Annotated in this window: 12 protein-coding genes; 3 read left to right on the top strand and 9 right to left on the bottom strand. The window is 46.0% G+C overall.

The window, feature by feature from the left end:
* Positions 1-9: 9 nt before the first annotated feature.
* From hrcA to gpr, 5 genes are all read right to left on the bottom strand, one after another.
* Positions 10-1,044 (bottom strand): heat-inducible transcriptional repressor HrcA, encoded by a 1,035-nt coding sequence (gene hrcA / locus L2D08_RS08920; RefSeq protein ID WP_242233409.1) that lies wholly within the window; start codon positions 1,042-1,044, stop codon positions 10-12.
* An 89-nt stretch (positions 1,045-1,133) separates the two neighbouring features.
* Positions 1,134-2,270 carry a radical SAM family heme chaperone HemW gene (gene hemW, locus L2D08_RS08915; protein WP_242233408.1) on the bottom strand — a complete coding sequence of 379 codons (1,137 nt, stop codon included), beginning with the start codon at positions 2,268-2,270 and terminating at the stop codon, positions 1,134-1,136.
* A 228-nt stretch (positions 2,271-2,498) separates the two neighbouring features.
* The gene (lepA, locus tag L2D08_RS08910; RefSeq protein ID WP_242233407.1) at positions 2,499-4,328 is read right to left on the bottom strand and encodes a translation elongation factor 4; all 1,830 of its coding nucleotides are present in this window, start codon (positions 4,326-4,328) and stop codon (positions 2,499-2,501) included.
* A gap of 91 nt (positions 4,329-4,419) precedes the next feature.
* On the bottom strand, positions 4,420-5,508 hold the full coding sequence (spoIIP, locus tag L2D08_RS08905; protein ID WP_242233406.1) for a stage II sporulation protein P: 1,089 nt from the start codon (positions 5,506-5,508) through the stop codon (positions 4,420-4,422).
* A 59-nt stretch (positions 5,509-5,567) separates the two neighbouring features.
* Entirely contained in the window at positions 5,568-6,569 is a 1,002-nt protein-coding gene (gpr, locus tag L2D08_RS08900; RefSeq protein WP_242233405.1) for a GPR endopeptidase, read from the bottom strand.
* Between the two features lie 180 nt (positions 6,570-6,749).
* Between gpr and rpsT the strand changes: the two genes are divergently transcribed.
* Positions 6,750-7,004, top strand: a complete 255-nt coding sequence (gene rpsT / locus L2D08_RS08895; protein ID WP_045851032.1) for a 30S ribosomal protein S20 — start codon at positions 6,750-6,752, stop codon at positions 7,002-7,004.
* 31 nt (positions 7,005-7,035) lie between these two features.
* On the opposite strand, the gene holA is transcribed toward rpsT, so the two are convergent.
* The gene (gene holA, locus L2D08_RS08890) at positions 7,036-8,055 is read right to left on the bottom strand and encodes a DNA polymerase III subunit delta (protein ID WP_242233404.1); all 1,020 of its coding nucleotides are present in this window, start codon (positions 8,053-8,055) and stop codon (positions 7,036-7,038) included.
* Between the two features lie 175 nt (positions 8,056-8,230).
* On the opposite strand from holA, the gene L2D08_RS08885 reads away from it, so the two are divergent.
* Positions 8,231-8,362, top strand: coding sequence for a YqzM family protein (locus L2D08_RS08885; protein WP_242233403.1), 132 nt, complete (start codon positions 8,231-8,233; stop codon positions 8,360-8,362).
* Positions 8,363-8,399: 37 nt separating this feature from the next.
* Here the strand turns inward: L2D08_RS08885 and L2D08_RS08880 are convergent, their stop codons facing one another.
* The 3 genes from L2D08_RS08880 to L2D08_RS08870 form a co-directional block, all read right to left on the bottom strand.
* A complete protein-coding gene (locus L2D08_RS08880; protein ID WP_242233402.1) occupies positions 8,400-10,679 on the bottom strand; it encodes a DNA internalization-related competence protein ComEC/Rec2 in 2,280 nt (759 codons plus the stop codon).
* Between the two features lie 13 nt (positions 10,680-10,692).
* On the bottom strand, positions 10,693-11,109 hold the full coding sequence (locus tag L2D08_RS08875; RefSeq protein ID WP_242233401.1) for a deoxycytidylate deaminase: 417 nt from the start codon (positions 11,107-11,109) through the stop codon (positions 10,693-10,695).
* An 86-nt stretch (positions 11,110-11,195) separates the two neighbouring features.
* Positions 11,196-11,837 (bottom strand): helix-hairpin-helix domain-containing protein, encoded by a 642-nt coding sequence (locus L2D08_RS08870; protein ID WP_242233400.1) that lies wholly within the window; start codon positions 11,835-11,837, stop codon positions 11,196-11,198.
* An 86-nt stretch (positions 11,838-11,923) separates the two neighbouring features.
* Between L2D08_RS08870 and comER the strand changes: the two genes are divergently transcribed.
* Complete coding sequence (comER, locus tag L2D08_RS08865) at positions 11,924-12,751, top strand: late competence protein ComER (protein ID WP_242233399.1); 828 nt, start codon at positions 11,924-11,926, stop codon at positions 12,749-12,751.
* Positions 12,752-12,777: the final 26 nt, after the last annotated feature.

The following is a 12,777-nucleotide window of genomic DNA, read 5'->3' as shown; positions in this document are numbered from 1 at the left end:
ATCATCAATTTATGTTCGCGTATTGTAAAGGCGCGTCAGCACCTTTGTCATGTCATGACTTAAAAAATCCACAAGTGTAATCACACGCGAATACTCCATCCGTTTCGGACCAAGAATGGCAATGGTGCCAACCGGCTCATCCCCAACGGAATAAGATGCCGTAATTAAACTGCAGTCCTCCATTGCCTGCTCCGCGTTTTCCGTTCCGATTCTCACCTGTACACCGGTTTCTGTCGGGCGGATTAACTCATACATATCTTGTTCTTTCTCCATCATGTCCATCACAAGGCGGACTTTTTCCACATCACGAAATTCCGGCTGATTGAAAATATTTGTTTTGCCCCCGATAAACAGCTTGCCGATTGGAGAGCCGCCGGAAGCTTCCGCAAACATATGCAGCACAGCTTCGTAATTGTGAAGATGCCGTCTCATTAATTCCGCTGTTTCTTTGTAAATTTTCCGGTGAAGCTCTGCCAATGGCACACCGGTCAGCCGATCATTTAAAATATTAACCATTTTTTCAATATCTGACGGCTCTATTCCTTCCGGCAGAGTGAAAATTCTATTTTCCACATGTCCCGTGTCGGTCACAATGATAGCAACAGCAGACTGGGTATCAATAGGAATAATTTGCAGGCGCTTAACCCGGTGGTCGTTAAATTTCGGTCCAAGAACGATCGATGTATAATTTGTCAATTCTGACAAAATCGTCGCTGCATTTTGAACGGCTTTTTCAAGCCCTTCCTGCCTGTCGGCAAAAATAGAATGAATCGCTGTCCGTTCGCTGCGCCGCAAAGATCCCGGTGACAGTAAGTGATCTACGTAATACCGGTACCCTTTTTCCGACGGAACACGGCCGGATGAGGTATGCGTTTTTTCCAAAAACCCCATTTCCTCCAAATCCGCCATTTCATTACGAATAGTGGCCGGACTAAAGGAAATTTCCTCTTTCTTGGCAAGATTGCGTGAACCGACTGGCTGCGCCGAACGAATAAAGTCGTCAATGATAATCTGCAAGATGAAAAGTTGGCGGTCTGTCAGCACGTATATCACCTCTGTTAGCACTCTTTGTATTCGAGTGCTAAATCTACATTTAAATTATCAAAATCCTTTTTGTCTGTCAACGAGTACGCTCACATTTGTGCGCCAATTAAAAAAGATTGAAACACTTCATTTCCAAGAAACTTTCCACGATGGGTAAGGCGGATAAAACCTTCTTCCACCTCAAGCAGGCCACGGCTCGTCATTTCCTGGATGGCTTTTTGGAACAGCTGGACAGGGCTCTCCCCGTATTGTTTTTCGAAAGCTGCGATAGAAACACCCTCCATTTTTCGCAATCCGAGAAACATTTCTTCTTCCATTTGTTCCGGCTTCGTTACCCTTTGGGAAGACATACGCGGCTGTTCATTACGCTCAATGGGCTGCATGTATTTTTTGAGCGGGCCAAAATTCGCGTATCGCTCTCCATCTACATACCCGTGCGCACCGGCACCGAATCCATAATATTCTTCATTGTTCCAATACGTAATGTTATGAATACTTTCAAATCCCGGACGGGCAAAATTACTGATTTCATATTGATGAAGCCCCTGCGCTTCCATTTCTCTCATGACGGCTTCGTACATATCCGCTTCCGCTTCTTCCTTTGGAAGCGGGAGGCGGCCTTTGGCCATTAAATTATAAAAAACCGTTTTCGGTTCGATGATCAGTGAATAAGCGGAGTAATGCGGAAGGCCAAGTGCCAGTGCCTGCTTTACTGTATCCACTGCATCATCAACCGTCTGCTCCGGCAGACCATAAATTAAATCAATGCTTAAATGATCGAAGCCTGCCCGTTCAGCATCCCGGACCGTGCGCAGAACATCTTCTTTCGTATGCGTGCGCCCGATCCGTTTTAAATGGGCGTCATTAAAGGACTGAACCCCAATGCTCAGCCGGTTTACGCCGCCTTCTTTTAAAATGCGCAGTTTTTCAGGTGTTAAGTCGCCCGGATTGGCTTCGAATGTATACTCGGCACCCGGCTGTAAAGGAAGCCGCTGTTCAATTGACTCGACCAGCTGAAGAAGCTGTGCCTCATTTAGGGAGGTCGGTGTTCCGCCTCCTACAAAAATCGACTGTAGTCCCTGCTTGACGCCGGCCATCGCCATTTCTTTATCAAGCGCATTTAAATACCCTTCCACTGGCTGGTTTTTCATAAATACTTTATTAAAATCACAATAATGACAAATATGATGGCAAAACGGAATATGAAGATAAGCTGCTTTTGTCATTTTGTTCACGCCCTTCTATACATAAAGGAAGGTGCCCATCATAAGGGCACCTCAGGCTGCTGACAAACGCCCGCTTTCGGCGTCACTTGCCGTGCGTGAATGCTCATGACCCAAAAGGTCACTCCGCTTCTCGAACGGCTTCGTTCCTGGAAAGGCAGACGTTTTCAATCAGCCTGCTTTCTTCCTGTGTCTACGCACTGAGATACCCGTAATCCAGGCACCTTCTTGTTATTTTTGTGGATCATCCATTTTTAAGACAGCCATAAACGCTTCCTGCGGTACTTCAACCGATCCAACCTGCTTCATGCGCTTTTTCCCTTCCTTCTGCTTCTCAAGCAGTTTCCGTTTTCGGGAAATGTCCCCGCCGTAACACTTGGCCAGAACATTTTTACGCATCGCTTTGATCGTGGACCGGGCCACAATCTTGTTGCCGATCGCGGCCTGTACAGGCACCTCAAACTGCTGGCGCGGAATGAGTTCTTTCAGCTTTTCAACGATAATCTTGCCGCGGTCATATGCAAAGTCACGGTGAACAATAAAGCTGAGTGCATCGACCGTTTCTGCGTTGAGAAGAATATCCATCTTCACCAGCTTGGATTGTTTGTAGCCAATTAGCTCGTAATCGAATGAGGCATAGCCTTTCGTACTCGACTTCAGCTGGTCAAAGAAGTCATACACAATTTCAGACAGCGGCATTTCATAAATAACGCTGACGCGGTTTGTATCAAGGTATTGCATATCAATAAAAATGCCGCGTTTACCCTGGGCAAGCTCCATTACTGCTCCGACATAGTCATTCGGCACGATGATTGAGGCTTTTACATACGGTTCTTCAACGTGGGCAATTTTTTGTGGATCCGGCATATCAGATGGATTATCGATCCGAACCTCTTCACCATCTGTCATCGTTACCTGATAAATAACGCTTGGTGCTGTTGTGATCAAGTCAATTTTAAACTCGCGTTCAATCCGTTCCTGAATAATCTCCATATGAAGCAGGCCAAGGAAGCCGCAGCGGAAACCGAAGCCGAGTGCCTGGGATGTTTCCGGCTCATATTGAAGAGCAGAGTCGTTCAACTCAAGCTTTTCAAGCGCTTCACGTAAATCATTGTATTTTGACGAATCGATCGGATAAAGACCGCAGTACACCATTGGATTCAGTTTTCGATAGCCGGCAAGCGGTTCTGTCGCACTGTTTTTCGCCGATGTGATTGTATCCCCGACCTGCGTATCTCCGACATTCTTAATGGCGGCAGCAAGGTAGCCAACATCACCAACCGTCAGCTCCTTTCGCTGTGTCGTTTTTGGGGTAAAAACACCGATTTCAGTTACTTCAAACTCCTTTCCGGTCGCCATCATTTTAATTTTATCGCCGACCTTCACTGTGCCGTCTACAACCCGGATATAAGCAATAACCCCGCGGTATGCATCGTAAAGAGAGTCAAAAATAAGGGCTTTAAGCGGTGCTTCCGGATCCCCGGTTGGCGCCGGCACTTTTTCAACCACCTGTTCTAAAATTTCCTCTATACCAATGCCGGCTTTCGCTGACGCTAGTACCGCTTCTGAGGCATCCAGGCCGATAACATCTTCTACTTCCTGGCGCACACGCTCCGGTTCTGCAGCCGGAAGGTCAATTTTATTAATAACCGGCAAAATTTCAAGGTCATTGTCCAGGGCTAAATAAACGTTAGCGAGCGTTTGTGCTTCAATGCCCTGTGCCGCATCCACCACAAGGATGGCACCTTCGCAGGCTGCAAGACTTCTTGATACTTCGTACGTAAAATCGACGTGTCCTGGCGTATCAATCAAATGAAAGATATAGTCCTGTCCGTCTTTAGCCGTATAGTTCAGCTGTACTGCATTTAGTTTAATCGTAATACCGCGTTCCCGTTCAAGATCCATTGAATCAAGAAGCTGGCTTTTCATTTCACGTGCTGTTAAAGCTTTTGTTTTTTCTAAAATACGGTCAGCGAGCGTTGATTTCCCGTGGTCAATGTGGGCAATGATCGAGAAATTCCGAATGCGCTCCTGCCGTTCTAGTCGTTCGTTGTTGTTCATTTCACTGTTCACTCCTGTTTATCGGCACATAGATACTATTGTGATTATATCAGCGCGTTATGCAATTGACAACGAACATTAAACGAACGGGCTATTCATTTTGTTCCGCTTTAATAAAACGGGCCAAAATATCAGCGACAGCAGCCGCACTTCTTTCCAATTCCTCACGAGTGTTATCGACACCGCCCATTTCAATCAAAATCGCCCGGTTTGAAAGATCCTGGTTGAATTTTCCGTTTGTCTGGCTGCCCGACTTCACGATTACACCGCGCGAAAGACCGGGATAATACTGTTCGAAAAGTTTATGGAGTGATGAAGCAAAACGGGCATTTTCTTCATACCCTGGATGCTCTCCGCCGACGACAAATACGGTTTTTGCCATATCCTGCCCGTTTACGCGGGCTGTTGTAATCGATTTGCCCTGTGAATCGCGATGAACATCAATTAAATAAGACAACGACGGCTCTTCTTTTTGAACAGCCGCAACGACAGTCCGTGATTCCTCATAGGAAGCACTGTATTTTTTTCCTTTTTTCTTTAACAGCGCTCCTATATCCGTTTTATTGACAGAAACCCCGATTCCTTCTTCTTCTAAACTTTTTCCAATCATTGTTCCCACTTCTGTAATGTTCATTGGAGCTTGTCCATTTTTGGGAGTGAATGATTCGGACGTATGCGTAAAGTAAAGAAGCACTTTTTCTTCCCCGGCTGGAGGCGTATTTTCTTTTGGCTCATCCGGTTCTGATTCTTTCGGCACCGGAAGATCATCCGGCTTTTTGGATTCAACCGGTAAATTCGTATAATTCGTTCCTTCCCCGGCAATTAAAATTTGGCTGTCATAAATAGAAAAGCCCGGAAGTTCTTTTCCCAGAAAGGTCCGCGGATCGCGCAGACTAATTCCGGCAGCCGATTGAAAAGCAGCGTCCACCCAGCCGATTGTACCTTGTCCCACTTTTTCATTTGACTGGAAAGCATGATTTTCTAAACGCAGAAGCTGATAAAAAGAAGCGGCCGGAATTTCTGCTGCCGCCCGGCTCATAGATTGGGAGGTAAAATGGTACGAAAACGGCATGACCGTTAAAAACCCCGCCATCCAAAACGGCATGACCACTAGGCAGGCGTATACGGGAACAAGCCAGTATGGTATATGCTTTTTTTTGTGCAAAAGGATTGTCGCCATCCCCTTTTCAGCTCTTATCCCTTTACCTTATGCAGCAAATAAAAAAAGCAGACCATGAATCAGCCTGCAAAAAAAGATCGTGTTTCTTCCGGCGGACGGTCATGAAGAGATTCATTCAATGCACTGGAAACGACCGCTGCCGCTCCTTGAATAAACATATCCGCTTCTTTTGGTGTTACAATCATATTTAAACCTGCCGGGGTCAGCACTTCATGAATTAATTGATGTTTTTCGTTTTCATCCAGCAGACCGATATTTCCTAAAAACGACCGCTTCCATTCTTCATCTCCGCGTCCGCTTTTTTCTTGCAGATTCTCCATGACCATTTCTACTGCGTCACGCGTGACGGTAGCAGCATCAATCACAGTAGGAATGCCGATGGCGATCACCGGGATACCTGCTGTTTCACGACTGATTTCTTTTCGGCGGTTCCCGATCCCGGCTCCCGGCTGAATACCTGTATCCGTCATTTGAATCGTTGCATTCAGTCTTTCAATCGAACGAGCAGCAAGCGCGTCAATGACAATTAAAAAATCCGGCTTCTCCCTCTCAATTAAACCAAGCAGAATATCTCCCGTTTCAATTCCCGTCATGCCCATAACACCGGGAGAAATGGCGCTGACCGGGCGATAGCCGGGCTGAACGTGTTCAGGATGAAGCTTGAATAAATGATTGGTCACGATAAGACGGTCCGTTACACGCGGCCCAAGAGAATCGGGCGTAACGAGTTCATTTCCAAGACCGGCAATTAAACAAGAGGCGTCTTGCTTAATACCCGCTCCCTTTATAAATAAACGAATTTCTTCTGCTACAACCCGGCTGATGGCAGCATGGCGGGCAGAATCGGAGTGGCGCAAGTCCGCTGATTCAACGGTAACATAATGACCCGCTTTTCTTCCGGTTATCTGCTCAGCTTCCTTTGTAATTTCGACCGTTGTCACCTTCGTGCCTTCTTTTTCTTCTTCCTTCATTTCAATTCCAGGGACTTTACTTCCTGTTTGCTGCTCGGCAATCAAAGCGGATTCCAAGGCTAAATCTGTGCGTGGAGACCATTTTTCCATTCAATTCACCCTCCATTTTTTTCTCAGTTTGCCCCTATGTGTAAAAGTTTATTCCTTTACACCGGATTCCTATTGCATTTCTTTTATTCCTTTGCTACAATACTTCTTGTTGTTTAATTCAATAATGATTGATAATCGGGTACGAACAAAAGTTCGATCCATTTTAGGAGGTGACAGTAAATGCCAAATATTAAATCTGCCATCAAACGCACAAAAACTGCTCAAATTCGTTCAGCACGCAACACGCAAGCAAAATCAGCTATGCGCAGCGCGGTGAAAAAGTTCGAAACAGCAGCTGCTAATAATGACGAAAACGCAAAAGAATTGCTTGTACAAGCAGTTAGCAAACTAGATAAAGCTGCAGCAAAAGGCCTTATCCACAAAAACGCTGCGAACCGTCAAAAAAGCCGTCTTATGAAAAAGTTGGCTAACTAATAAAAAAAGTGTCCAATATTGGACACTTTTTTTATTTTGTCTGCATCATCGTCTGCAGCCGGAAGAAAAATAATTCCATAATCATCTTTTTATCCATAGCACTGCTTTTCATCTCATAATCGCTTTCTGCAAGCATTTGTATCACTGCGGCAAGCTGCGCTTCCGAAAAGGCCCGTGCCTGCCCCCCCGCTATTTTTACACGAAACGGATGCACTTTCAGCTGTCCGGCTATTTGCTGCTGGCCGTATCCTTTTTTTAACAGCTCTTTTACTTGATAAATCAGCCGAAACTGCCCCGCTATAACGGCAAGAATTTTTAACGGCTCTTCATTCAGGCGGATTAAATCATAATAAATGCGCAATGCTTCAGACAAATGCCCTGTGACGATGCGGTCTACCAGTCGAAAAATATCACTTTCGAGCGTCCGCGCCGTCAGTGCTGTTACACTTTCTTCGGTAATCTCGTTTCCCTGCCCGGCATGAAGAGCAAGCTTCATAATCTCCATCGACAGGACAGACAAGTTAAATCCGGCAATGGCAAGGAGCTGATGGATCGCTCCATCTTCTATTACCGCTCCTTCTTCCGCGGCTCTGCCCTTAATCCAGCCGGACAGCTCCCGTTCAGCCGGACGTTTTGCTTCCAAAACGCCTGCCTGCTTTTTAATGAGCTTTGTTAATTTTTTTCGTTCATCAAGCTTTTCAAACCTTCCTTGAAAAACAAGAATTGTAAATGGAGCGGGGTCCTGCAGGTATTGTTCAAGCGTTTTTGTATCATGCTCTATTTTTGATTTTTCAGCTGTGAAAAAAATCGGGTTCTGAACAAACACAAGCTTCCTGTCTCCAAGAAACGGCAGAGTTTCCGCTTCTTCAATGGCCGCTTCTACCGGCACTTCTGCCATATCAAAGGAAGTGACGTTTAAATCAGTGTCTTCCCCATCCAGTGCTCCTTTTAAAAGCAGCTGTCGTGCTTCTTCTATAAAATACTGCTCCGGCCCGTACAACAAATAAACGGAACGAAACCGGCCGCTCCTTAACTCTTTTAATACATCCATTTACTCGACTCCATTCTGTTTCTGTTTTCATTGTAGGAAAAACCACCCCGATACGCAAGATAGACTCCATCTTTTCCATCTACAAACTTATCCGCTTCTTAAATGAAATGAAGCTGTCTCGTATAGATTTTTCTGTTTCCATTGTCTATACTTAAAGAAAATGGGAGGGATGGCTGTGAACGATTTCGAAAAAAATGTTCAATCTAAGCGTAATGATGCTGTAGACTCCGCTGTAGGTTTTATCGTTTCATTCGGTTTCTTTGCCACCATGTTCATTCTTGCCACTGTGATTCAGCTGGTTGGTTGATGCACCAAAACCCCGCCCTTTCATAGGGCGGGGTTTTTTATGGAAATGGGAGTACAGTTTCGATTTTCCCATGCCCTCCTTTAAATATATACGTAATGGCACCATGTTTGTCTGTACGGTATATGCGGACTCCTGCTTTTTCCAGCGTATCGGTCACTTCTTTATGCGGATGTCCATAACGATTGTTAAGTCCGGCAGATATCACGGCAAACTGTGGTTGAAGGGCTTGAATAAACGAGGGCCAGGAAGAGGTTTTGCTGCCGTGATGGCCTACTTTTAACCAGTCTGCATGGAAACTGTACTTTTCGATCAATTCGGCTTCTCCCTCTTTTTCAAGATCACCTGTGAACAGCCATGTTTTCCCTCCGATTCTGGCAAAAAGCACAAGCGAGTCGTTGTTTCCTTCATAATCCCGGTCATCCGGCGCTAAAAACTGAAAAACTGCGCTTTTTGTCCTCCAGCTTTCCCCTTCTCCGCCTTCCCGTATCTTCAGGCCGGTTTTGATCATGTCGGCTATGACCGGTTCTCCTCCTGATCCTGGTGAAATAATGATTTCTTTTGCCGAAATAGATTGGAGCACTTCTGCGGCTGCACCGGCATGATCAAAATCTGCGTGGGTGATAATCAGCTTATCCAGCTTGGTGATCCCTTCTCTTTTCAAAAAAGGAACGACCGTATCTTTCCCTACTGAAAACCCGCCATTCCGTTCCTTCCAGACTTCCTGCTCAAACGGCACCTGCCCGCCTGTATCAATTAAATAGTTCCCTTCATTGCGGGGCAATTGAATCAAAATGCTGTCTCCCTGCCCAACATCTAAAAAGGTGATTTTCCCTTCCGGGGAGAAACGGCCGGCCAGGACAAAAACAGCCAGAGCAAAACTGCATATCGCGAGGCTTAGTTTCATGTTTTTTCTCAATTCCCACAATAAAAGAGATGCGAGAGAAGTGACAGTCAAAAGAGCAGCTGCATCCATGCCTGGCTGTCCTGTTACAAGAACCGCAAATGGCAGATTCGCCAGCAGCGCGGCCAATTGATCCATTTTGATCAAACATTCATTGACAAATGAAGCGAAAAAAGAAATAGGCACCAAAAAAGACAAGCAAAACAAAAGAAGAACGGCCGGCATCATAAAAAATGAATAAAATGGGACAAAAAGAAGGTTGGCCAGCGGTGAAATAACGGAGAGTTCTGCGAAATGGAAAAGTAATACCGGCAGGGCGGCAAGCTGAGACAAAACCGAAACAAATAAAGAAAGCTCGATTGCATGCTGCGCTTTTTTTAAAATTACGCCGGTTGATAAAACGAGGGCGAATGTAACGAGGAAGGAAAGCTGAAAACCAGCTTGAAAGATCAAAAATGGGTTCCAAAGGGTCATGATTAAAAAAGCAGCTCCAAGTGCTCCAGCAGCTGATAATTTTCTGCTGTCAGAAGCAGCAAGCAAAATGGCACCTGTCATTAAACAGGAGCGAACAACCGGCGGAGACCCTCCCGCCAACAGAGCATAAAGGGGCAGCGCTGCTAATAAAAGCAGACGTGCCCGCTCACGTGTCATTCCTGCACGGAGCAGCAGATAAAAAAGCAGTCCTGTCAAAAGCGTTACATGCAATCCTGAGATCGACAGAATATGCACGATGCCAAGCCGCTCGTAGTCTTCTTCTGTTTCTTCGGGACCGGATGACCGGTCGCCAACCAGAAGCGCAGCCGCTGTATGGGCAAAGGGTGCTGGAAAACGCTCTTGAATACGCTTAATGGCGGCCATCCGCCAGGCAGCAGGTACATAACGAAGTGACTGGTTTAACACACACTGATCGAGAGAAATGTGTTCAGGTGTGAGAACAAAGAAGGTTCCGCTCGCGGCTAAATAGGTCCGGTAGTCGAATTCACCTGGATTTCTGGCTTCGTTCGGAAGAGATGCCTTCCCTTGAATCCGACAGGTTAATCCTGGAGTGAGCCCCTCTTGTAAAAGCTCTTTTTCTTCTTTCGAGTTCATTCGGTAGACCAAGCTGAGTTTTTCATGAAATTGTGTTTCTTCTACACCTGCTCTTAACCTGTCCCCTTCGATTTGGATATCGTCTGTAAATGAAACGATCCATTTTGTTTCTTTTCCAGTAAAAGCAGACTGGCTGCGCTCTTGCTGAATGGGCACCACGCTCAAAAACAGCATAAATGTCCCGATCATCCAAAAGCGTGTACGCCGGTCCACATTCCAACATAATAATCCTCCTATCGCAGCAGCCAGCAAAGCAGCCTGCCATGGCGCATGCACTGCGAATAAAATGGCTGCAAGGGCTGCCATGCTCATTTGAAGAAGCGGCATACATCACCATCCTTTATTCAGCGGGGACGTGGATGACCTCAATATCTTTTAAAAAGTGGCTGTTCCATTTGTTTGGATAGGCGTTACGATAGATAATCCGCGCTACACCGGCCTGGGCAAGCGTTTTTGCACAGTTTTCACATGGCTCGTGGGTAACGTAAGCAGATGCCCCTTTTAACTTATCACGCTCTGCATGAAGCACTGCATTTAATTCTGCATGCAGACACCGGATACAGCGGCCTTGATCCGATAGTAAGCAGCCTGCGTCCTGGCAATGTTCATGCCCATGAATAGAACCGTTATATCCCGTAGACACAATATGCTTGTCTTTTACAATCACACAGCCAACATGAAGCCGATTGCAGGTTGAACGGGTAGCCACCACCTCCGCAATATTCAAAAAATAATCATCCCAGCTTTTTCGTTCCATTCTCAAAACCTCTTTTCTGTTTCTTCCGGTCTGCGGCCGGTTTATTCTTTCAGTTTATCGAGAGGTCCTTCCATCCGTCAAACCCTTTACTGAATAGTGACAAGAGGAGCCAGCTTTTCAAATATTTTATCACCAATCCCTGCCACGTTTTTCAAATCCTCTACTGCTGTAAAAGCTCCTTCCGTTTCCCGGAAATCAATAATCGCCTGGGCTTTCGACTCACCAACACCCGGAAGCTCCTGCAATAATGCCGAGTCTGCTGTGTTGATATTGATCACAGCAGACTCGGCAGCCTCATCACTGCCGGCTGCAGCTGAAGGTGATGCAGATGCCTGCTGTACGTCCGGCATTTCCTCCCCCTCTGCCGGCACATAGATGACCATTTCATCCTGTACTTTTTGTGCTAAATTAATGGCAGCCGCATCTGCTTTTTCGGTAAGTCCGCCCGCTTTATTGATTGCATCATTCACCCGCTGATCATTTGACAACACGTAAATGCCCGGCATTGAAACGGCCCCTTTCACATCAATGGCTACTTCACTAGGCTGATCTTGCGCTGGATCTGCTTCCTTGGCAGCCGGTTCGTTTTTAGGTGCTTCTAAAAGAGCCGGCTCCGGAGGCAAAGCTTGTGGCTCTTCTTTTGTTAAACCGTAAAGCCAGACGGCGGCTAAAACAGCTCCTGCAGCTGCTGGAACTTTGTATTTTTTAAGCACTTCTTGTTTGTTCATTTCTTCTCTTCTCCTTTCATTTACAGTCATATTTACAAATAACATGCATACAGTGTTTAGATGAATAGGAAAGGGTGAATGCAAGCATGAACATTGGGATAATTGGTACAGGAAGCATTGGCACCGTTTTAACAGAAGCGCTCATGTTTGCTGCTGCTGCTGAGCCGGAAAATATTGTCCTGCACAATCGTACACGGGAAAAAGCCGTGCATTTAAAAGCCTCGTTTCCCGGGATACATGTGTGCCAAACCACTAAAGAGCTTGTTAAAAAAACCCAGTTGATTTTTGTATGCGTCCGGCAGCCCGATCTAAAGCCTCTTCTTGAATCAATCGCACCCTATTTAACGCAGGATCATTGTGTGCTGGCTACTGCAAGTGCGGTTTCAACGAAGCAAATGGAATCGATTATTTCCTGCTCCTGCGGAAAAGTGATCCCCTCTGTCACCAATACAGTGGCTTCTGGCGGTATTTTATACTCTTTTGGGGATTCCTGTGACAACGACTGGCAGCAAAAAGTAACAGGCCTGCTCAATCAGATTGCCAGCGTTGCGCTTGAAACAGATGATAATATTATCCGGGCTGCCTCAGATTTAACTGGATGCGGACCCGCTTTCTTTTCCAAAATGGCTGTCATGTATGCAGATGAAGCCGTCACATACGGATTAACCAAAAGCCAGGCAGAAACGCTGGCGTTCCATATGATGATTGGCTTGGGAGAATTGCTGAAACAAAAGGATTGGACATTGGAGATGCTGACGGAACGCACCGCTGCAAAAGGCGGCGTAACAGGAAGAGGCCTTACGGTTATTGAATCGGAGGCGGGAGAATTGTTTGCATCGCTTTGCAGAATGACACAGCAAAAAGCTGCAGAAGACAGAAAAGAGGCATCTGCCGCGTTTGGCATTATTGACTAAATTCGGCACTCCTTCTCGTTTTCCTT

Origin of the sequence: Domibacillus sp. PGB-M46 (assembly GCF_022668875.1) — a bacterium.
Taxonomy (GTDB): domain Bacteria; phylum Bacillota; class Bacilli; order Bacillales; family Domibacillaceae; genus Domibacillus.
Note: the sequence above shows the minus strand (reverse complement) of the source record. Positions and strands in the feature narration are given on the sequence as shown.